Source organism: Myxococcales bacterium (assembly GCA_022184915.1).
Taxonomy (GTDB): Bacteria; Myxococcota_A; Polyangia; order Fen-1088; family Fen-1088; genus JAGTJU01.
This window is the reverse complement of sequence record JAGTJU010000008.1, coordinates 62,223-82,585: the sequence shown is the minus strand read 5'-3', so window position 1 is coordinate 82,585 and position 20,363 is coordinate 62,223. Positions and strand designations below refer to the sequence as shown.

The window sequence follows — 20,363 nt, the reverse complement described above, 5'->3', positions numbered from 1 at the left end:
CCGTCGTGCGGCTTACTCGTCCGTGCGCGAAGCGTAGCGACGAGCTTCGGCGTCGTAGGCATCGAAGCCCACCACACGCCTGAGCTCGGCGAAGGGCAGGAGACCTTTGGGCGTTTCCCCACGCGCCAGCGCCGTGAGGGCCTTTTGCATGGCGGCCACGGCGCTGTTGACGAGGGTGAGCGGGTAGGCCGCAATCTTGAACCCCAGCGCTTCGAGGCGGGCGGGCGGCAAGATGGGCGTGTCACCGTCTTCCAGCATGTTGGCGAGCAAGGGGACCGTGACGGCGCGCCCGATCTCTTCCATCTCGCGCTCGTCACGGGGCGCTTCGACGAAGACGATGTCGGCCCCCTCGTCCACGAACGCCTGCGCCCGCCACAGAGCTTCCGCGAGTCCATGCGTGGCGCGCGCGTCGGTGCGGGCCAGGATCGCGATCTGCGCGCCTTCGTCGCGCGCGTCGGTGGCGGCGCGGATGCGGGCCACCGCCTCACTGCGTCCCACGACCTGCTTGCCCTGTGTGTGCCCACAGCGCTTTGGCGCCACTTGATCTTCCAGCATCACCGCCGCGAACCCTGCTTGCGCGTAGCCGAACACCGTGCGCTTGACGTTGACGGCGTTGCCATAGCCGGTGTCGCCATCGCCCAGCACGGGCAGATCGACGGCGCTGCACACATTGCGCCCTTGATCGAGCATCTCGCCGTACGAGATGAGCCCCGTGTCGGGTGCGCCGAGCCGTGCCGCTGAAACGGCGAAGCCGCTCATGAACGTCAGGCGGAAGCCGGCCAGCTCGATGAGCCGCGCCGAAAGGCCGTCGAAGCAACAGGGCATCAGCAAAAGACCGGGCTCAGCGAGCATCGCGCGCAGGCGTGCGAGGGGAGTCAGGCGCTTCGCGGGAGGGGCAGAGGCTTTCGTCACCCGCTCGAGTGTCGCGCAGGTCGTGGCGTTTGTCGCGGGGGTCGCGCGGCGAGGGGGGCAGCGCCTTACGAAGGTTTAGCTTCGTGGAAAGGATGCGGAAACGAAACCCAGGTACCTTAGTGAGTGTGAGGTGAGGACAACAGGTGAGGGACGCACCGATGAACCAGCGGGCGTCCGGTGGACGAAAAGGAGGACAAACGGGGATCTCACGCAAGGTCTCCGTGCCGAGAACACGCAGCCAGAGGAAGCCGTAGAACGAGGGACGGCCCGGATCTCCCACGCTGTGGGGGGTCCGGGCCACTTATTTTCCTCGCGACAGTGCTCAGGCCGGCTCGTTCGGGCGTGCGCGATCGAGGCGCGAGAATTGACGGCCGAAGCGGTTGGCGATGAGATGCTCGATGCACAAGTTGGCGCCCCGGATGCGTTTGCGTTCGCAGGTCACCTTCGCGCACTTGGTCTTCTCTTCCTTGATCTCGCCGAGGTGCTCGGCCAAGCGGGCCAGGCAGTAGCCACGAATCGTCTCCACGCGGTCGATGTCGCGCAGGCGCGTGGCGGTGGCGGGCACGGGGCGGCACAGGATGGCCCAGCCCTCGAGTTCTTCAGGCCAGGCCTGCAGCCAGAACCGGCCACAGTCCGGGCACTGACGCAGCTCTTCCCAGTCGCCGCTCTCCACCACGGCCCAGCCGAGGACCCTGTCGTCGTTGATCGGGGACCAGGCCGGTCGGGCCTGGCACGCACACTCCACCGTAGATTCCGGCACGTCTCAGACACTACCTGCCCCCGGGGGCCCCCGCAAAGGTGGCCTGCACGCGTCGCCGGGCCCTTTCCGGCCTGCCGGGGCCGTCTATACTGGCCGTTTCCATGTCCAGCTCCCTTTCCGACCCGAATGTGTTTGCCACTCTGCGTGGACGAGGCTTCGTCCAGCAGGTCACCGACGAGGCCGAGATGGTGGCCGCCTTGGGCGCGGGGCCGGTCACGTTCTACGCAGGCTTCGATCCCACGGCGGACAGCCTCCACGTGGGGCACTTCGTGCCGCTCATGGCCATGGCCCACATGGCAAAGGCGGGACACCGGCCGATCGGCGTTTTGGGGGGCGGGACCGCCATGGTGGGGGATCCCAGCGGCAAAACGGAGATGCGCCAGCTTCTCACCCTCGAGACCATCCAGGAAAACCGCCGAGGCATCGAGCGGCAGGTCAAGCGCTTCGTGGAGGGCAGCGCGGCGGGGGCGCTGGTGGTCGACAACGCCGAGTGGCTGGCCGACCTGCGCTACCTGGATTTTTTGCGCGAGATCGGGCGACATTTTTCAGTGAACCGCATGTTGTCGGCCGAGGCGTACAAGATGCGCTTCGAGCGGGGGCTGTCGTTCATCGAGTTCAACTACCAGCTGCTCCAGGCCTACGACTTCCTGGTTCTCAACCGGCGCTTCGGCTGCACGCTTCAGATCGGGGGCGATGATCAGTGGTCGAACATTCTCGCCGGCACCGACCTCATTCGGCGGCTCGAGCAGAAAAACGCGTTCGGGCTCACGTTTCCGCTGCTCACCACGGCCGCGGGCGCAAAAATGGGCAAAACCGCCGCGGGCGCCGTGTGGCTGTCGTCCGAGCGCACGAGCGTGTTCGACTTTTACCAGTACTTCGTGAACACGGACGACCGCGACGTCGTCCGCTTCTTGAAGCTGTTCACCTTTTTGCCGCTCGAGGAGATCGCGCGCTACGAGAAGCTCGAAGGCGCCGAGATTCGCGCGGGCAAGCAGGCGCTGGCCTACGAGGTGACCCGCATCGTTCATGGGCAGGACGCGGCCGACGACGCCCGCCGGGGTGCGGAGGCCGCCTTCGGGGGACAAGGCTCGAGCGCGCTCGTGCCCACGCACGCCGTGTCCGCGGCCGAGCTGGCAGCGGGCCTCAAGGTCGTGGATCTGCTGGCGGCGGCGGGGCTTGCCCCTTCGAAGAGCGCCGCGCGCCGCCTGGTCATGCAAGGAGGCGTTCGTCTCGGCGATACCAAGGTGGACGACGTGGAGCAGGTGGTGCGTGCGGCGGACGTGCCGGCCGATGGGGTGGTGCTGCACGCGGGGAAAAAGCATCTGCGCCGGATCGTGCCTGGGGCGGACGCGTCCTGACCTGGTTCGTCGGCGCCCTGCCTGTGCACGCGGGGCGCGACGAGCTTCCTCCATGATTCCATGGAGACTTGGGCGGGGGGCTGCTACCATCGGCCCGTGTCCGAGTCCGAGACGAAACGCGTGTTGGTGGCGGACGATGAGGCCAACATCCGCCGCGTGCTGGAAGCCATCTTGCGGCGCGAGGGCTACGACGTGGTGACGGCCGCCAACGGCAACGAAGCGCTCGAGCGCATGAACCGCGAGATCAACACGGTGATCACGGACTTGAAAATGCCGGGCCTCGACGGCATGAGCCTGCTCAAGAAGCTTTCCGCAGAGCATCCGGACGTGCCGGTGGTGATGATCACCGCGCACGGCTCCGTGGAAAACGCGGTGGAGGCGGTGAAGCTCGGCGCGTTCGACTATCTGGAAAAACCCTTCGAGCAGGAGCAGATTCGGCAGCTGGTGGCGAAGGCCATCAGCACGAACGCCCTGGCCCGGCGGGATGTGGCCCCCGAGCCTGCGGGTGCGGCGGGGCGCTTTCGTCTGGTGGGCCAATCGACCGCCATCAAGCAGGTTTACGCCGTCATCGACAAGGTCGCTGACACCCCGTCGACGGTGCTGGTCACGGGTGAATCAGGCACGGGCAAAGAGCTCATTGCTCGCGCTCTGCACGAAAACTCGTCCCGTCGGGGCGGGCCGTTCATCAAGATCAACTGCGCCGCCATCCCGAAGACGTTGATGGAGTCCGAGCTCTTCGGCTACGAAAAGGGCGCCTTCACCGGCGCCGTGGGGGCCAAGCCGGGACGCTTCGAGCTGGCGCACGAGGGAACGTTGTTCCTGGACGAGATCGGGGAGATCCCCGTCGAGATGCAGGTCAAGCTGCTGCGCGTTTTACAGGAGTCGGAGTTCGAGCGGGTGGGTGGCATCAAGACGATCAAGGTCGACGTGCGCGTGGTGGCCGCCACGAACCGCGATTTGCAGGCAGAGCTGCTCACGGGCTCGTTTCGCGAAGATCTGTACTATCGGCTCAACGTCGTGCCGATTCAGCTGCCTCCCTTGCGCGAGCGCACGGAAGATATCCCCGCGCTCGTGGACCACTTCGTGGCGAAGTTCAATGATCGGCTCAAAAAGCGCTTCGTTGGCGTCGAGCCCGAGGCCGTCGAGCGTCTGGTGGCCTACGGCTGGCCCGGCAACATCCGGGAGTTGGAGAACGTGATCGAACGTACGATGCTCTTCAGCGAAGGGCCCCTGATTCGGCTCGCCGATCTGCCGGCGGAGTTGCAGGGGCCAAAGTCCCACACCGATCGCCTTGAAGGGCGTACCCCGCCTGAACGTGAAAACCGGATCACGGGCTCGCGCCCCGCCGTGGGCGCCGACAAAATCGGCACCGCCGACGAACGTGCGGCCGGCGAGGGCACGCTGCCCCCGGGCGCCGAGGTGAGCTCGCTCAAGGAGGCCGTGCGGGCCGAGACCGAGCGGGTGGAACGGGAGCTCATCCAGCGGGCGCTCGATGAAACCGGCGGCAACGTCACGCAAGCCGCGCGCAAGCTGCAAATCTCGCGCAAGAGCCTGCAAACCAAGATGAAGGAGCTCGGTCTGCGCGACCGCGAAGGGGGCTGACCCTCCCCCCGCCACGCAGGCTTGGAGGGTGTTGGACCGGTTCGCACGCCGCGCGGCCGCTTTGTGTTATCGTGCCCGGGTCGCCGTGGCTTTCCCTGCTCTTTTGTCGCGTCCCCTGCTGCCGCGCCGTCTGCACGGGCGTGGCGTTCTTCTGGTTTGCGCCTTAGGTTGGCTGGCGGTGGGCCCGGAGCCCGCGCAGGCCGCCGAGGTGACCCGTGTGGTCTCGGCCGGCGATGAAGACAACCCCTACGACTTGCACATCTCGCTCTCGTTCCTGCGCGAGGCGCGCAAGGCCGCCCTGCGGCGCGAGTCGATCTCGCCTGCGGGCCAAGGGGTGCGCCAGCGGGACCTGATTTTTCGCGAAAGCCGCAACCTGCTCAACGTGCGCATGGATGTCGGGCTGCTGCCGGACGTGGGCGCGTACCTCTATCTGCCCTTCGTGATAGGGGCCACGAGCTCGCTCTCGTTCGACGAGGGGGTGGACGCCAGCTCGTCCTCACTTCTGCGCGACGGTGTTTTGCCGGGCTTTGGCCAAAACACCTTCGGCCTCGACGCGCCGAACGGCCGCCCTTTCACCAGCCCCTCCGACAAGCTCTTCGAGGCCCCCACGCGCCAGGGGCTCGAGGTCCTCGCGTTCGGTTTCAATTGGGCCATGTTCAACCAGCGGCGGGTGCCTTCGGAGCCCACCTGGCTCGTGGGGGCCGAGGCGCGCGTGGATGTCTCGAAGACCATGCGCTTCGATCCGGCGCGGCCCACCGCCAACACCGCCGTGGGGCCGGGCTACCACCAGCTGCTCGTCACCACCATGGCGTCTCGCCGTTTCGGGGCGCTCGAGCCTTACGTGGGCGGGCACTACATGTTCCCCATCAAAACGGCGTCGAGCCCTTTCGAGCGGCAGGGTCAGGGGGGCGACGCCTTCAGCGACCCACAACAGCGCGCGCGGGTGGAAGCGGGCCTCGAGGCCACCGTGTGGGCCCGGCCCGAGGCCGCCCAAAGCATCAGCCTCGAGCTGCGCCTGCATCTGGAGACGCGCTTTCGGGGCCTGGCGCGCAGTGAGCTGTGGCAGCCCCTTTCGGGCTCGTCGGCGTGCCCCACCGACATGGCGCGGTGCCGGCCCGGGCTCGACGACGTCGACCTTGATCGCGATGGCGAAGGGGATCGCAACCCGGGCATTACCCGCAGCCCCACCTACGGGATCTTCGGGGGCGACCTGGGCCTGAACGTGCGGACCGGTGAGCACGTGCGTTTCCGGGGCCTCTTTGGCCTCACGGCCGAGCAGGCGCGTCACCTCTCGGACGGCCGCTCGGGGTATGCGCTCTTCGACGCGCCGGGGCGTCGCGTCTACGTGCAGGACGCCTTCGGGTACGCGCTTTTTCTCGACGGCGCGCTGCTGTTCTGAGTCAGGGGGCGGGGCGGGTGCGCGCTTCCTGGCAAGCGAGCACGCACGCGTAGGCTTGCCGCTTGGGCACGCCGCTTTCGAAGGCCAGGCGGGCGGCGGCGTCTTTGGGAGAATGGCCTTCGGACAAAAGCGCCAGGGCCCGCGCATGCAGATCGGCGTCGGCTGCGACGGCGGGGTGTTCGGGCGCGCCCGCCACCACCAGCGTGATCTCGCCGAGCGGGCGTTCGTTTTCGTAGCGCGCGGCGAGGGTCTCGAGCGCGCCGCGCACGAACTCCTCGTGGGTCTTGGTGAGCTCGCGGGCCACCACGGCCTCGCGGGGGCCAAACACCTCGGCCATGTCGTGCAGGGTCTCGGCGGTGCGCATCGGTGACTCGAAGAACACCAGCGTGGCCGGCAGCGTTTTGAGCTGCGCCAGGGCCTCACGTCGGGGGCCGGGTTTGCGGGGCAAAAAGCCGCCAAAATAGAAGCGATCGGTGGCGAGACCCGAACCCACGAGTGCCGCCAGCACAGCCGAGGGTCCGGGCACCGGCACCACCGGCACCCCGGCCGCGATGGCTGCCCGCACCATCCGGTACCCCGGGTCTGAAACGCCGGGCGTGCCGGCCTCGCTGCACAACGCGACCGTTCGGCCTGCGGCGAAGTGCTGTGCCACTTCGTCGGCCCGTTGGGCCTCGTTGGCGTCGAAGCAGGAGTGCAAAGGACGCCCGAGCCCCAGATCCGAGAGCAAGCGGGCCGCGGTGCGGGTGTCCTCGGCGTAAAGCACGTCGGCCACGCGCAAGAGCTCCGCCGCCCGGGGAGACAGATCCTGCAGGTTTCCGAGCGGCGTGGCCACGAGGTAAAGGGCGGCGCCAGGCATGCCGGGAAGATAACAGGCAGGCTGCCTTTGGGCCGGCTGCGGCCCCAAAAGTCGCAAGTTCACAGCCGTGTTTGGGTTATCCTTAGCCTCTCGTGATGGCGTTTCGCGTCCTGCCGGTTCGTTCGATGTGCCGGGCGCTCCTCGCCTTTGCGTACCTGGCCTGTGCGTACCTGGCGGGAGGCGGTTGTCAGGTGGACAACCCCGCCTACGACCCCCCGGTGACCGCAGGAGCAGACGCCGTATCCGATGCCAGCGACCCAGGCGCCGATGCCTCCTCACCGGGCACGTTGCCTCGGGACGCAGAGCCGCCAGGCGGTAAGGATGCGGCCGCACCCGATGGAGGGGGGCCTGCCGTGCGGATTCGGGGCTGCCCCGCGGATCCAGACTTGGCCCTGTGCCTGCTTTTCGAGGACGCGCTCATCGATGGGTCCCCCCACGGGCACGCGCTCAGCGGCTTGGGGGTATTCGGCGATGGTCCTGAAGACCGGGTCCTGGATGTGGCGGGGGGAGGCTTCGTGACGACCGGCGCTGAGGCCACGTTCGTCAGCACGAAGCTCACCGTGGAAGCCTGGGTACGGCTGGCATCGTTTCCGTTGGCCGGCAGTGAGACCCTGGTGGCCGTGCCGGGGGTGATGTCTATGGAGGTGACGGGCCAGGGTGACTTCGTCTGCACCGTGGGGGAAGAGCGGAGTGAGGCGCGTGGGGTGTTGAAGCTCGGCGAGTGGACTGCGCTGGCCTGCACCTACGACGGCTTCGATCTGCGCCTCTTCCAAGACGGCTTCACGCGGGGTTCACGTAACGTGCGTGATGTCGTGCCGGCCGTCACTTCCGCCCGCGCGTTCGTGGGCCTCGGCACCCCCGGTGGGCGTCTGTCCGGGGTCATCGATAACGTGCGCATCTGGCGCCGACGCGTCGTGCCGTCCGCGCTCTGCGCGTCGGCGCTGGCTTGTGCCAGCCCGTAGTACTTCCGATCCGAAGTTTGTTCCTGGCTTTCAGATTAATTCTCGTTGCACGACAAGGTGGCCCTTCGGGCCCTCGTACTAGCCACCATTGCAGGCCACCTGAATGGTATACGGGGCCCCGCTTTTGGCAACACGGTGGCGAGCGTGGAATGGCTTTTCGCCATGGTCAAAGGAGTTGATGGTGCCAGTTGCCATCTGGGACAACGACGAACCTTCACCACGCAGCACGCGGTATCTCAAGAGCGCCGATACGCATCCACACGCGCCGATGTTTTTTCGGACGATGAGCGAGAGGCTTATGTTCAGGTTGCGGGCGTCAGCAGCTGCGGCTTCCACTGTCACATCTACGCAGTCGGAGACGGTGTTTGAGATTTCAGAATCCTCCGTTTTTGCTTCTTTCAACGCTTCTGCGTCGGCGACCGTGGCGAGGTCCGCGTCCACCGCTTCTGATTGAGGGGCCGCCTGTACCTGGGATTGAGCCGGGGAGGGCGCGGGCCTTGGCTGCTTTTCACAGGCACCGAGGCAAAGCAGGATGTAGCCCAGGATGAACGGGCGAGGTTTCACCTTGCCTCTCTTGTTGACTCTTGCCGCGCCGCAGGTGACGGCCACGGGCCTGAACGTTATCGGATCGAGGCGGTCAAAGGTTGCGTGTCTTTTTGAGCTGGGTCCAAATCCTATTCCCTCGGAAATTGTGCGCGTCCACCGCAGTGGGAGTCGACGCCGGCTGTCTAAACCGCACCAATTCTGGCCCATCGTACGAGGTCACCCGGGCGCGCTGGGGCTCTGTGACCCGGTCAGATCGATGCTGCGCCAGGCGCCGCTGCGGAAGCGCCATGCGAACACGAAGGCCAGGAGCAACACGTACCCGAGCAAACAGTACATGGCGGCCACGTGCCCCGCGTCGCGTACGCCCACCACGTAGTACGCCACGGGCATGAACACCGCCCACGCCAGCACGAGCCGCGCCCACAAGCACCAGGTGGTGTCGCCGGCGGCGCGCAGGATCTCCCCCAGGCTGATGACGGCCGCGTCGAAGAGCTGCCACCCCCGCCGACAGCGCCAGCATGGTGCGTCCCACGGCGATCATGGTGGCCTGGCTACCCGCCGTTTCGTTGCCCGGCGCGAAGAGGCTGATGAGTAGGCGCGGCATCAGCAGATAAAGCAGCCCCACCGAGCCCTGCCACAGCGCCGTGATGATCAACGTACGACGGAGCACCCGCGGCACGTCGTCGCGCTGGCCTTCGCCGATGGCCTGCCCGGCCAAAATGGCTCCCGCCGAGCTCAGGCCGAATGCGGGCATGAACGACACCGAGTTGATCTGAAGCACCACCATGAAAGCGGCCAACACCACGGTGCCAAGCTTGGCGACGATGACGGTGATGAAGATCCAGAAGGCCGAAAACTCGAGGAACCAATTGAACCCGTGGGGCACGCCAAAACGCAGCATGCGCAGAAATTCTTTGGCGTTCAGGTTCAATGCGCCTTCCACGCGGCCTATCACCTTGTGCGTGACGAAGGCCCACAACAGCACCGCCAGGCCCGCCCAGGTGGCAATCACGCTGGCCCACGCGGCGCCCGTGATGCCGAGCGCCGGTGCACCCCAGTGTCCGCCGATGAGCGCGTAGTTCAAGAGCACGTTGAACACCATGGCCACCACGCCCGCGATCATCTGCAGGCGCGTGTTGCCAAGGCCTCCGAACCAATTGCCCAGCACCTCCGTGGCCACCACGGCGCCAAGCGCCGTGAAGCGCACGGCCAGGTAGGCGCGCATGGGGGCCCGCACCTCGGGGGTGTAGGGAAACAAGGCGAGGAACTCATCCACCACAGCCACGGCGCCGATGCCGATCACGAAGAACAGCGCTGCCAGAAAGAGCCCGTAATGTGCGTAACGCCGGGCTGCAGGCAGATCGCCACGGCCCTTGAACTGGGCAGCGAAGCTTTGCACGATGTACGCGAGGCCCATCGGAAAGATCACGAAGGCGAAGAAGTTGAGCGAGCCCGTGGTCACCGCGGCGAGTGCCGATTCACCGAGCGGCGCCGTCATCAGCGCATCGGAAAACCCGATCACGGATTGCGCCGACCGTGCCAGCACGATGGGCCACGCCAAACGCAAGAGCGTGCGCGTGAGCCCGCCCGGGTCAGAGGTTGCAGAGTCGAGGGGCTGCATGGAAAGCGCCCCAGCATAGCAGGGCCTCGCACGTGCCGGCGGGGCGCCGCCCGACGTTCAGAACGCTCTGTCGGGCGGAAGATCCAGCTGGTTTTTGGGTATGCCGGTCCACCAAATGATGTCGAGGCCCGCGAACACGGCCAAGCCATCGAGCGCGTCACCGGGGATGTAGTGCACACGCAGCGTGGGGCTGAGGGACAGGCCTCCCGAAAGCGCTTTGCGGTAAGGGAAAAAATCGTAGGACACGCCCAGCGTGTACATGGCCCCTCCCACACCTTCGGACGCGTCGTCGGGGTTGATGGGGTTTTTCTCCGTGAGCTGAACGAAGCCAAGCCCCGTGGCCGCGTGCACGGCCAGATTGCGCCACACCCGGGCCTGCCCTTCGAGTGACAGGCCTCCCATGAAGGCCGTGTCCTCTGCGGTGTCTGCGTTCGTAAAGCCGATCAAGAGACCAAGCCCGAAGCGGGATGTGAGCATCTCGCCAAGGCGCAAGGTGTTGCCGATCGACGTGCGGGCGCCCTGGGCGTCACTGTCTTTCCAGATGAACTGCGACGCCGCATGCAGACCCGCGGACAGGTAGTAGCCCTGGCGGGGCGAGGGCATTTCGAGGGCCGTCGTGGTCTGGGCGTGCGCGGGGCGGATGGGCATGAGCGCCACCAGGCCAAGGAACAAGGCGGCAAGCGTACTGGGAAGGACGTTATGACGATTCATGTCGGATGCCCCTCAAAACTCGGCCCGGATACCCAGGATCGTCAAGATTGGTAGCCCTTGCTGGGGCCGTGAGCGCCGGTAATCGTAGTTGTACTGCTGCCCCTCGGGGTTGGAGCGGTTGTAGACGTTTTGCACGTCGAGGTACACGTTCAGCATCCACCGGTCGTACACCCAGCGTTTGTCCACGCGCAGATCCAGCTGATGGAACGCGCCGTTGCGGCCCGAGTTGACGGGCCCAAAGATCGGGTCGTAGCGGTCTGAGACCGCGTTGAAGGTGGCGCCTCGGATCGGCGTGAGGGGGTTGCCGCTGACCAACCTGAAGCGGCTGCCAACCTGCCAGTTACGGGGCAAAAGATACGAAGCGATCATCGTGAGGATGTGCGGCTGATCGAAGTCGAAGCGGCGCGACTCGCCAGAGCCCGAGTCCGTGCGCTCGGCGCGTGAGAGCGTATAGGCCAGCCAGCCGGTGAAGTTGTTCGAGAACTCGTGACGAATCACGGCTTCCAGACCATAGACGCGCCCCGTGCCGCCATTGTCGTAAACAAGGGGGATGCGCTCGCCGGATGCCCCGATACGGAAGGCATCCGTACCGGACACCTGGTCCCAGAGGTCTTTGTAGAAGCCGGTGAGGTCGAAGGTGAGGTGACGCAGCGGCCGGTACTCGGCGCCGGCGGAGTAGTGGGCCGCCTTTTCGCCTTTGAGGTTCGGATTTCCGAAGTCCTTCGAGGTTTCGTCGGGCTGGGGAGGCTGGGCGAACAAGCCCACGCCGCCCTTGAGCGTGACCGTATCGGTCAGGCTGTAGCGCACGGTGACCCGCGGCTGCACCACGGCTTCTTTGACCTGTGAGAAGTAGTCGGCGCGCACGCCCGGCAGCGCGAGCAGTTTGTCCGTGAGGCGTAGCTCGGCCTCGGCGAACAGGGCCGGCTCGTAAAAATCGTTGTTGGTGAAGTCCGCCGTGCGGGTCTCGGACAGGTCGAAGTTGCCTACCGGCTCGCCTTCTTTCGGAGGCAGTGGCAGCCGGATGAGGCCATTGGCCCGCGAAAACAAAAAGTCGACGCCGTAGCGGAGCGACAAGCGATCATTGATTCTTTGCTCGACCGTGTCGCGAATTTGGCTGACGTACACGTTGAGGTCGAAGACCAGGTTGCCCACCGAGAAGTTGAACCAGTTGCGCCCCTGAGAGATGCGCAGCGTGTTCGAGAAGTTCGGGCTCGGCACGTAGCGGTAGGTCGTGGCCGAGCGGTAGAACGTGGTGGAGGCCGACAGGCTGTTGCCGGTGACGGCCGTGTCGAGATCGGCCGGGTTGGTGAAGAGCAGCTCGAGCCGGTCATCGGAGCCGAAGAAAAAGAACCGGATGTCGTGCGCAGGCGCCGGGCGGTAGGTCGCGAGCAGCTGGTAGTCGTAGTAGCGCGGCGCCGCCACCAGGTTCACGTCGGCGTCTTCGGGGACCACGGCGTTGAGGATGAAGTCGATGTAGCTGCGCCGCCCGGACAGCGACAGTGAGCCCTTGGTCCCGAGGGGAATCTCGAGGAACACGCCCGTGTCGAGCAGGCTCACGTCGGCGTAGCCGCGCAGCTGCTTGGCCTCGGGCTTCTTCGTACGCACGTCGATGACGCCGCCGGTGGCGCGGCCGTAGCTGGGGGCGAAGTTGCCCGGGTAAAAATCGATCCCATCCAGCATGCCGATCGGGAGCACGCTGCGCAGCCCCCCGAAGTGGTAGATGATCGGAACCTCGACGCCGTCCACGAACACCCGGGTGTCTTCGGGGGCCGAGCCGCGCACGATGATCTGGCCGCTGCCCACCGGCGTGCGGGCCACGCCTGCGAAGTTTTGGATGACGGCCAAGGGATCGCCGGCCGTGCCGGGAATTTTGTCGATCTCCTTCGCCGAGATCACGGTGCGGCTCACCTCTTTGCGGGGCCGATCGGCCGTGACCGTCACGTCGTAGGGGTTATACGATTGCCGCTCTTCGTAGTAGGTCGCGTCGATCGCCTCGTTCTCTGCCAACTCCTCCGTGGTTCGGAAGGGGTAAAAGCCGGGCGCCTCGATGAGGACCTTCCAGGGGCCCGCGGGCAGATCGAAGAACTCAAAACGTCCCTGTTCGCTGGTAGTGGCTTCGTAGCCCACGGGAGCGTCTCCGTCGTCGCGGAACACCGTGACGATCACGCCCGGCAAGGGGGAACGGGTGCCTCGTTCGAGCAGCAGCCCGGTGAAGTTGGCCACGGGAGCCTTGGCAGGCTTGGGGGCGGCGGCCGGGGCGTCGTTTGGCCCGGGTGACTCAGGTCCCGGGGGGGGCGCGCTGGCGGGCGCTTCGGGTTCGAGGGTAAAGCGGTACCTGTATGACAGCTGAACGGCGATGGGCTTTCCCTCCACCTCGGCCGGCTCGAACTCGAAGCCTTGGGCCGCGATCGACGCGGCCTCCTCGAAGCCCACGTCCGGTGGGGTGGCCTCGACCACGCTCACGGCGTCGATGGTGCCCTCGGCGTTGATGTCGAGCAGCAAGGTCACTTCGCCCTCGAGCCCCTGCGCCTTGGCTTCGGGCGGATAGTCCGCTTTCACGAAGGTCTTTTGCTTGGGGACTTTGCTGAGCTTCGAGGCCTCGAGCGTCTCACGCCCCGCATCGGCCCCGTCGCCGCCGGGGGCCGTTGCGGCACCGCTCTTTGCGGACACGCCCTGGGCCCGCGCCCCGGTGGGAACGCTGGCGAAGAGACCCAGGAGCAGCGCCACGCTGCCGTGCAGACTGCGCTTCATGGTTCCGCTCCCAAGGTGGCAAGGCCCGAAAGCCAGCTCACGCCGCCTCGGTTGTCGCGCACCACCACGTAGATGCGCGAGGTGGCGGGGGCATAGTCCTCAACGGAGGCGGGGCGCCACCCGTTGATCGTTGCCTCCAGAAGATTGGTGAGCCCGGGCAAAAAGCTGGTTCGTTCGTCGTCCGTGCTGCCCGACTCGACGAACCAGGTCAAAAACAAGCGCTCGTTGGCCGGAATGTCTTCATTCCGTTCGTTTTTGTCCACGAAAGGCTCGGAGCTCGTGGGATCCACCGTGACCTGGATCGTCGTCTCCACCCTGCGCGGCAACACCACGGTGCCAACGGCGTCGAAGGGTGCTGTGGTCCTGCGTTCCGGGAAACCGGGGACCGGCAACAGGGCGACCAAATTCGTCATGCGCGGGTTTGTGTTGGGTGGCGTGCTGGGATCCAGGCGCAGGTCGAGGCTGCGCACGGAGGTGATGGTATCGGTGGGTGTGCTGACCACGAGCTTGATCGAGATGGGGAACCCCTCCTTGCAGTCGAGCGAGAGGGGAAAGGGCGCCAACCCCGGCGGCAGGGTGGCGGCGCACAGCGGAGCCAGCGCGGCGGGGTCGAGCGTGTGCGTGAAGCTGGCGGTGGGGCCCGTGCCGAGATCGAAGGGGGGCAGGTTGGCGCCAGCGGCACCCAGCTGGGCCCGGAGCTGCTCTTCGGAAACCAGACAGGGATAGCCGTCGTTGGCGCCGCCGGCGAAGGGGCACCACGACCAGGCGTACGTCACGGCTTCGCCTGCGGCGGTGTGAACGAGCGGGGTCAGGGTGGTGGTTTCACCAAAGGCCGGGGCCACCGGTTCACTCTGGATGGCCAGCACGCGCAAGGCTTCGAGGCGGTTGTAAGGAGGGAAGTCTTCGGTGCAGGCCGCGCCTCCGAGCGCGAGCGCCGCGAGACAGAGGCCTTCGAGGGCTGTCATCCTGATCGTGCGTATCATGCGAAAAGCTCGTGGGTCGCAAGGCCCGAATGGGCCGGGCCGGCGCTGGGCCGGAAACCGTTCAAGATTCTTCCAAGCGAAAACGGTACGTGAAGGTGATGGTGGCGGGAACGGCCGCCCCGTTTTTTTGGGCGGGCTCGAACTCTTCCGCAAGCGCGGTCTTGCGCGCCGACTCGTTGAACTCGGCATAGGCCGCCTCTTTGACGACCTTGACGTTGCTCACCTTTCCCGTGGCGTCGATGGTCACCATCACGGTGACGTCGCCCTCGATGCCTTGGGCCTTGAGGGCTTCGGGGTAGGGGGGCTTGATGACCTGCTTGCGTTTGGCGGGCGTGTATTGAAGGCCCACGGTGGGGATGCGCGAGGCCGCCCGGTTCGGCGATTCCGTGGGCTGCTCCACGATGGGGCCCACGCCCACGGGCGCCACTTTGTTGGGGTCCGCGGCGCGTTTGCCGGTCTCGCCCTCGCGCGTGTTGCCCACGGCGAAGGAGGGGCCACTGCCGCCTTCGGTCGTGGAGTCGAGGCTCAAGCCCACCACGCGCGGTGGAGGCTTGGCTTCCGGCGGCGGGGGGGGTGTTTCGGCCTTGGGAGGCGGCGGCGCCGGTGCCCGCTCGACCTTCGGCTGAGGTTTCGGGGGTGGTGTTTGGGGGGGCGTTTCCACCGGCTCGGGCTCGGGTTCGGGTTCGGGCGGGGGCGGTGGTGGGGGGGGCGGCTCCCGCACCTCGATCTTCACCTGCTGCTCGTCGCGGACGAACTCGTGGGCGCCGTCACCCAGCCAGACGCCAAGCCCCACCACCAGCGCGTGGAGGGCCAGCGCCGCGGCAAAGAACCCGATGGCCCTGGCGGCAGGCGCGCGGGATTCGTGCGTGAGCGGATCGAGTGCCAGCTGCTCCCGTGTGACGGGCCGGGTGGCAGCCACCGCGATGCGCTCCCGCGCGGCCCGACGCGCCTCTGCGCGCCTGACGGGCAGAGGCGCGCGCCGCAGAGGTTGCGGGCGGGCGCGGGCGCGGCTTTCGAGGTCCATCATCGGTGCGGGGCGGGTTCAGGGGGTGGCGGCCGCGGTGGGGGCGTTGCCCTTCTCGATGTCGAGGGCGAAGGCCTTGATGCCGTTTTGCTTCACCACGTCGATCATCTCCACCACCCGACCGTACTCCGCTCCCTTGTCGCCCGCGATCACGGCTTGAGTCTTCGGATCGGCTGCCGCCGCCGCTTTCACCAGGCGGCCCACGGCCTCGAGGTTCGCGGCAGGCTCTCCGTTGACCAAAAACGGGCCTTCCTTCGGCACCACCAGATTCAACGTGGATTCCACGCGGGCACCGCCCGAGGCCGCACGGGGCAGCTCGACCTTCAAGCTGGCCCGCACGATCGTGGCGGAGGTCAGCATGAAGATGACCAGCAGCACCAGCACGATGTCCACGAAGGGAATGATGTTGATCGAAGCGAGAGGTCCGTCTTCGTCAGCGCCATCGTCGAGAGAGGCCATGGAGGGTCTCCGAGGAAACGTCGAAGGTCAGTCGGCTTTGCCGAGATCGGTGGACTTGAGCTGTGCCAGCACCACGCGTGACAACATCTGGCAGTCGGTCACGGATTCTTTCACGCGGCCCTTGAACACGTTGTAGGCGATGACGGCCGGTATCGCGACCAAAAGGCCCACCGCCGTGGCGATCAGCGCTTCGGCGATGCCGGCCATCACCGAGGTGCTGGCATCCGCCATGTTGGCGGCCAGATCGCGGAAGGCGCGGATGATGCCGAGCACGGTGCCGAAGAGCCCGATGTAGGGCGCGTTGCTGGCCAGCGTGGCCAGGAAGCTGAGGCGCTTTTCGTAGCGGGTCTTTTCACGCCCGAGGGCGCCCGAGATGAGATCCTCCACGGACTCGGGCCCCTTGGCCGACGCTTGCAAACCCACGAGCACCACGTTCGTCTCCAGCGAATCCTGCTTTTGCATCTCGCCGAGGGCGCCGGCGTAGTCGCCCTTCGCAAGGCGCTCCGAGAGCATTTTGCGCAGGCCATCGGTGTCGACGCGCCGGCTGCGGTAAAACGCCGCCCGCTCGATCATCACGGCGATGGAGGCCGCGGACAGCAGGATCAGCAAATAGAGCACCCATTCGGACTCGAAGATGGGCAACTCGAGGAGAGTTTGAACGAAGCGAGAGTTCTGATTCATGACCATCCAGGCGGCCGTCGTGGCCGGGGCGGCCAGACGTTAGCATTTGGGTCGGATGTCGGCCAAAGCCAAACGTGACGTTCACACGACTTTACGTGTCAGCCGTGTTGATCGCCCTCGCGGGAGGCGAACACTTCCACCTCGTTCTGGTTGTTGTGCAGGTGCTTGACCCGCGCAACCCTGAAGCCCGCCGTGGTCAGCACGGACACGATCGGAGACACGGCGAGATGATTGCCGGTGGCGCCCTTGAACTTCACCGTTACCACCAGGTGACGGCACCAGCCCTCGCGCGCCCAGCGGGTGATGAGCGCCAGCGAGCGCGCGGGCTCGCAGATGACGTCGCAGAGCAACCAGTCGACGGGGGCCGGGGGCGAAAACGCAAAGGCATCGCCCTGCACTTGCACGAGGGCCGGGTGCCCCGCCGCGGGCGGAGACAGCGGCGCGCGATCGATCGCGGTCACCTGGGCGCCGCGCTTGAGCGCCGTCCACGCCCACCCCCCGGGAGCGCCGCCGAGATCCACCACGGTTTCGTGAGCCCTGGGAGCGCGGCCGAGCCACGCGAAGGTTTCCTCGAGCTTCTTGTACGCCCGGGACGGGGCTTGCCGATCCTGAGCCACGGGGGCCAGACCCGCGGGCCAGGGCGAGATGTCGAAGCCGCCGCCAACGCACGCGCGGGGCACGCTGCACGATACGAGGGCGGACGTGTGTCCGACCAAAGCCACTTGCAGCACCTGCCGGCCCTGCCGAAACGCCGCCCGCAGCGCTTGTGGATTGGGGGGAAGCCCTTTGTGCCCCGCCGCTTTCAAACCCGCTTTGAGGCGCTGCGTGCAGGGCCCCACGGCGGCCGCGAGCGCCCGGTACCGTGAGGCGTCGGGGGTGAACACGAAAGGCCCCGCCACCGCGCCCTGCACCCGCGCGAGGCTCGCCTCGAGGACCTGCTCGACGAGCGCTTCCGGCGCAGGCGCCTTGATGAGCTGCGCCTCGGGCAACACCTGGCGCGCGAACATCGGATCCTCGGGCCCGTCGTGACCGCGGGGGCGCGTGAGCACGGCCGGCCACCGGGGGCTGCGGCCCGGCGCGCTCCCCAGCTCCGCTTCGAGCGCCGCCTCGAACGCGGGCTCGACCAGATAGGCCGTGAAGGTGCCAGAGGCGCTCATGGGAAAGGCAGCGGCTATCAAGTTTGCCGGGGGACCGCAAGGGCGGGCTCGGTGGGGGCGGTGGGCCCCGTCAGAACTCGATCACCAGGCTCACGCGCTCGGGCACGGCCGGGGCCTGCCCGCGCCGCAGGTCGTAAGCCGGGTGGCGGAGCACGTCCACGAGGCAGCGGCTTTGGTCGCGGCTCGGGCCGCCCCCAGAGGCCACCTCGATCTCGGCATCGGAGACGATCCCCGCGTTGCGATCGACCGTGGCAGAAAAACGCAGACGTCCGGGAAGCGCAGCGCCCGTGAGGCAGCGGGCGAGGCGCGGGCTGCGGGCGCCCACCTGCAGCCTGAACTCATCGATCCAATCAGGCGTCGGGGCGCTGGCCACACGCAGCCGGGGGCGGGGAGGCAGGGGGGCCGAGCGGGGGGGGGACGCGGCCGGGGCCGGGGGCTGCGGGGCGCTGACGGGCGCGGCGTCTTGCGGCGGGGGCGGGGGCGAGGGCGGGGGCGCCTCCGCGAGGCAGCGGGCCAGGGCGACGAGCGCGAGGAGCAGGGCGATGGCGAGGGCACGGGCGCCTCGCCGCCGCCGAGGCTGCGGCAAGCGGCTGTGCGCCCGCTGCCGTGCGGCCGTCAGGGCGTGCCGGAGGGCGGCCCGGCGTGCGGCGAATTGGCGGCGGCGCAGGGGATCGCTCAATCGCTCACACTCCAGCCGAAGATCAGGGCTCCGGTCTCATCCCGCCACTCGAGCGGCTGCAGACGCAGCGGAACGAACACCGACGTGGGCTTCGGGTCGGGTGCGGGGAAGGGCCAGGGCAAAGGATCGCTCGGTGCCACGCGTATGTTGCCTGCAAACGTCTCTGCCCGTGGGGACAGCGCGTGCGCGGCGTCGTCGGCCAGGGGCGCCCGCAGGCCCTCGAGCAGGGCGCGGCTGCGTGCCCCGAGCTCTTCGGCCCTGCGCTTCTGAGCGCCGGCGCTCGTCGTGCGCGCGGCGATCTCGTCGAAAAGGCTTAGCAGGCCGCGCAGCGTGGGCAGGTGGCTACGACGAACGTCCGTGGCCTCTGCCTCCAGGTTGTCGAGCAGGCGCGCGCACAGGCGCAACGTGAGGTGGGGTTCGGCTTGGCTTCGCTGCGCGAGCGCGCTCAGCATCTCGGGGATGCGGCCGTGGGCCAGCTTGCGCAGATCCGCTGCGTCGGTGTCGAAGGCGCTCCCGCGCGGCAGTGTGGCCATGAGCGCCTCGAACGAGGCGGCATCCCGCCTCAGGGCCGCCCGCCATACCAGGTCGGCGGCCACGATCCGATAATCCGGCTTCGGCAGCACGGTCTCGAGAATGCGGATGACCTCGGCGTCGGCCTGAAACTGCGCGAGCACGTAGGCCAGCCAGCGACGGCACAGCGCCGAGAGGGCGGCGGCTTCCCGCGAGGTCTCGGCCTCCGCCAGCGCGTAGGCAAACGCGCGGAGGGCGTCTTTGAGCTGGCCGGCTTCGAGGAAGGCCACGGCCCGATGAAGCGCCACCGCGCTCCGCTCGCGAAAGCCAGAGGCGTTGTCCAAGGTGAGAAGGCGCAGGCCCCGCTCACCCTGCGTGAGGGCGTCACGAAAACGCGGTGACGTCCCTGTGGCGCCCACCCACTGCTGCACCTCCGCGCCGAGGCCCCGCACGACGAGCGCGTCGATGACCGCGAGGGCCACCCTTTCGGCCGCGGCGTCATCCGGGGCGTACGCGCGCGCCAGCGAAAACAAAAACACACGCCGCTCGCGCTCGAGCGTCAGCCACGCGTCGGCACGCCAGGTCAGCGTTCTGCGGAGAAAACGCCCCTCGGCCGACGTGGGCGGCCACGCCGTGTCCGCGACCCGCGCGCGCAACACCGCCTCCGGCGACAGCCCTAGCTCACGCGCCCTCGTGCGCGCTTCCACTCCCGCGAGGCGCAGGCGGCGCGTTTCGGCGTCGATGAGGGCCAGGTCGAGATCGAAAAGCCGCGCCTCGACGGCCTCCATGCCCCGGGTTTTGCCCGGCGTCACCGTTTCGAGCGCTGTCGACAGGGTGTGCCGCAGGTAGCGCATCATCTCGATGCGATCACCCATGCGGCCGCGATCGCGGCCCATGAAGCCCCCTGGCAAGCCCGGCAGCGTGCATGCCGTGGGGTGAAAGCGGACAGAACGAAGCTCTTCGGCGTCGAGCACATCGTGCAGCGAGAATGTGCGGGCCTGGCGTGCCATCTGGAAGGCGGCGAACGGCGGCGCGCGCGGGGGAGGCTCGGGCGCAAAGGCGGCGCGCACCACGTAGTTGTGCAACGCCAGGGGCCACAGGCCCGCGCCCTGGTCTTGATCGCGCGGGAACGTCTGTTGGCAAAGGCCAAGCTCTCCCAGCGCGGCCCACACGACCGACGAAAAATCACCTTCTTCTGCCGCAGGCTGCCCCGCCTGGCGCAGGCCATTGTGAAGCATCCACAGCTTGAGGGCGTCGGTGGGGCGGCCCTCGCGCAAGGCGAGCCGCGCGTTCCAGAATACGAGCGTTTGTGGCGGAACGCGGGGCGCCTTCGGCTCGGCCTGTGCCGCCGAGGCCAGCGCCACGCTGACGCCCAGACAGAGCAGACGCACG

The 20,363-nt window shown here is 67.5% G+C and carries 18 protein-coding genes; 4 read left to right on the top strand and 14 right to left on the bottom strand.

Going from position 1 to position 20,363, the window contains the following annotated elements:
- Window positions 1–12: 12 nt before the first annotated feature.
- Together KA712_23925 and KA712_23920 are read right to left on the bottom strand one after the other, a co-directional pair.
- On the bottom strand, window positions 13–852 hold the full coding sequence (locus tag KA712_23925) for an isocitrate lyase/PEP mutase family protein (GenBank protein ID MCG5056015.1): 840 nt from the start codon (window positions 850–852) through the stop codon (window positions 13–15).
- A 382-nt stretch (window positions 853–1,234) separates the two neighbouring features.
- Window positions 1,235–1,672: a hypothetical protein gene (locus tag KA712_23920; protein MCG5056014.1), complete on the bottom strand. Its 438-nt coding sequence runs from the start codon at window positions 1,670–1,672 to the stop codon at window positions 1,235–1,237.
- 101 nt (window positions 1,673–1,773) lie between these two features.
- Between KA712_23920 and tyrS the strand changes: the two genes are divergently transcribed.
- The 3 genes from tyrS to KA712_23905 all read left to right on the top strand — a co-directional run bounded on the left by tyrS (window position 1,774) and on the right by KA712_23905 (window position 6,031).
- Window positions 1,774–3,030 carry a tyrosine--tRNA ligase gene (gene tyrS / locus KA712_23915; protein ID MCG5056013.1) on the top strand — a complete coding sequence of 419 codons (1,257 nt, stop codon included), beginning with the start codon at window positions 1,774–1,776 and terminating at the stop codon, window positions 3,028–3,030.
- A 60-nt stretch (window positions 3,031–3,090) separates the two neighbouring features.
- Window positions 3,091–4,632, top strand: a complete 1,542-nt coding sequence (locus KA712_23910; protein MCG5056012.1) for a sigma-54 dependent transcriptional regulator — start codon at window positions 3,091–3,093, stop codon at window positions 4,630–4,632.
- A 178-nt stretch (window positions 4,633–4,810) separates the two neighbouring features.
- A complete protein-coding gene (locus KA712_23905; protein MCG5056011.1) occupies window positions 4,811–6,031 on the top strand; it encodes a hypothetical protein in 1,221 nt (406 codons plus the stop codon).
- A 1-nt stretch (window position 6,032) separates the two neighbouring features.
- Here KA712_23905 and rsmI read toward each other — a convergent pair whose 3' ends face one another.
- A complete protein-coding gene (gene rsmI, locus KA712_23900) occupies window positions 6,033–6,887 on the bottom strand; it encodes a 16S rRNA (cytidine(1402)-2'-O)-methyltransferase (protein MCG5056010.1) in 855 nt (284 codons plus the stop codon).
- Window positions 6,888–6,982: 95 nt separating this feature from the next.
- Here rsmI and KA712_23895 point away from each other — a divergent pair, with 95 nt between their 5' ends.
- Window positions 6,983–7,849: a LamG domain-containing protein gene (locus KA712_23895; GenBank protein ID MCG5056009.1), complete on the top strand. Its 867-nt coding sequence runs from the start codon at window positions 6,983–6,985 to the stop codon at window positions 7,847–7,849.
- Window positions 7,850–7,927: 78 nt separating this feature from the next.
- Here KA712_23895 and KA712_23890 read toward each other — a convergent pair whose 3' ends face one another.
- The 11 genes from KA712_23890 to KA712_23840 form a co-directional block, all read right to left on the bottom strand.
- Window positions 7,928–8,413, bottom strand: a complete 486-nt coding sequence (locus KA712_23890) for a DUF2195 family protein (protein ID MCG5056008.1) — start codon at window positions 8,411–8,413, stop codon at window positions 7,928–7,930.
- Between the two features lie 73 nt (window positions 8,414–8,486).
- Window positions 8,487–10,016, bottom strand: coding sequence for an MATE family efflux transporter (locus KA712_23885; protein MCG5056007.1), 1,530 nt, complete (start codon window positions 10,014–10,016; stop codon window positions 8,487–8,489).
- Between the two features lie 57 nt (window positions 10,017–10,073).
- The gene (locus KA712_23880) at window positions 10,074–10,727 is read right to left on the bottom strand and encodes a hypothetical protein (protein ID MCG5056006.1); all 654 of its coding nucleotides are present in this window, start codon (window positions 10,725–10,727) and stop codon (window positions 10,074–10,076) included.
- Between the two features lie 12 nt (window positions 10,728–10,739).
- Entirely contained in the window at window positions 10,740–13,478 is a 2,739-nt protein-coding gene (locus KA712_23875) for a TonB-dependent receptor (GenBank protein ID MCG5056005.1), read from the bottom strand.
- Complete coding sequence (locus KA712_23870) at window positions 13,475–14,461, bottom strand: hypothetical protein (protein ID MCG5056004.1); 987 nt, start codon at window positions 14,459–14,461, stop codon at window positions 13,475–13,477. The genes KA712_23875 and KA712_23870 overlap by 4 nt, the downstream gene beginning before the upstream one ends.
- 61 nt (window positions 14,462–14,522) lie before the next feature.
- The gene (locus KA712_23865) at window positions 14,523–15,488 is read right to left on the bottom strand and encodes an energy transducer TonB (protein ID MCG5056003.1); all 966 of its coding nucleotides are present in this window, start codon (window positions 15,486–15,488) and stop codon (window positions 14,523–14,525) included.
- A gap of 15 nt (window positions 15,489–15,503) precedes the next feature.
- The gene (locus KA712_23860) at window positions 15,504–15,944 is read right to left on the bottom strand and encodes a biopolymer transporter ExbD (GenBank protein MCG5056002.1); all 441 of its coding nucleotides are present in this window, start codon (window positions 15,942–15,944) and stop codon (window positions 15,504–15,506) included.
- A 27-nt stretch (window positions 15,945–15,971) separates the two neighbouring features.
- Window positions 15,972–16,625, bottom strand: coding sequence for a MotA/TolQ/ExbB proton channel family protein (locus KA712_23855; protein ID MCG5056001.1), 654 nt, complete (start codon window positions 16,623–16,625; stop codon window positions 15,972–15,974).
- Between the two features lie 98 nt (window positions 16,626–16,723).
- Entirely contained in the window at window positions 16,724–17,782 is a 1,059-nt protein-coding gene (locus KA712_23850) for a hypothetical protein (GenBank protein MCG5056000.1), read from the bottom strand.
- Between the two features lie 70 nt (window positions 17,783–17,852).
- Window positions 17,853–18,461, bottom strand: a complete 609-nt coding sequence (locus KA712_23845; protein MCG5055999.1) for a hypothetical protein — start codon at window positions 18,459–18,461, stop codon at window positions 17,853–17,855.
- The gene (locus tag KA712_23840) at window positions 18,458–20,362 is read right to left on the bottom strand and encodes a hypothetical protein (protein MCG5055998.1); all 1,905 of its coding nucleotides are present in this window, start codon (window positions 20,360–20,362) and stop codon (window positions 18,458–18,460) included. Before KA712_23840 ends, KA712_23845 begins: the two co-directional genes overlap by 4 nt.
- Window position 20,363: the final 1 nt, after the last annotated feature.

Coding starts and splice junctions, on each gene's coding strand:
- KA712_23875 (MCG5056005.1), bottom strand. CDS start 13,478: ATGAAGCGCAGTCTGCACGGCAGCGTGGCGCTGCTCCTGGGTCTCTTC.
- rsmI (MCG5056010.1), bottom strand. CDS start 6,887: ATGCCTGGCGCCGCCCTTTACCTCGTGGCCACGCCGCTCGGAAACCTG.
- KA712_23850 (MCG5056000.1), bottom strand. CDS start 17,782: ATGAGCGCCTCTGGCACCTTCACGGCCTATCTGGTCGAGCCCGCGTTC.
- KA712_23895 (MCG5056009.1), top strand. CDS start 6,983: ATGGCGTTTCGCGTCCTGCCGGTTCGTTCGATGTGCCGGGCGCTCCTC.
- KA712_23880 (MCG5056006.1), bottom strand. CDS start 10,727: ATGAATCGTCATAACGTCCTTCCCAGTACGCTTGCCGCCTTGTTCCTT.
- KA712_23870 (MCG5056004.1), bottom strand. CDS start 14,461: ATGATACGCACGATCAGGATGACAGCCCTCGAAGGCCTCTGTCTCGCG.
- KA712_23910 (MCG5056012.1), top strand. CDS start 3,091: ATGGAGACTTGGGCGGGGGGCTGCTACCATCGGCCCGTGTCCGAGTCC.
- KA712_23925 (MCG5056015.1), bottom strand. CDS start 852: ATGCTCGCTGAGCCCGGTCTTTTGCTGATGCCCTGTTGCTTCGACGGC.
- KA712_23885 (MCG5056007.1), bottom strand. CDS start 10,016: ATGCAGCCCCTCGACTCTGCAACCTCTGACCCGGGCGGGCTCACGCGC.
- KA712_23865 (MCG5056003.1), bottom strand. CDS start 15,488: ATGATGGACCTCGAAAGCCGCGCCCGCGCCCGCCCGCAACCTCTGCGG.
- KA712_23860 (MCG5056002.1), bottom strand. CDS start 15,944: ATGGCCTCTCTCGACGATGGCGCTGACGAAGACGGACCTCTCGCTTCG.
- KA712_23855 (MCG5056001.1), bottom strand. CDS start 16,625: ATGAATCAGAACTCTCGCTTCGTTCAAACTCTCCTCGAGTTGCCCATC.
- tyrS (MCG5056013.1), top strand. CDS start 1,774: ATGTCCAGCTCCCTTTCCGACCCGAATGTGTTTGCCACTCTGCGTGGA.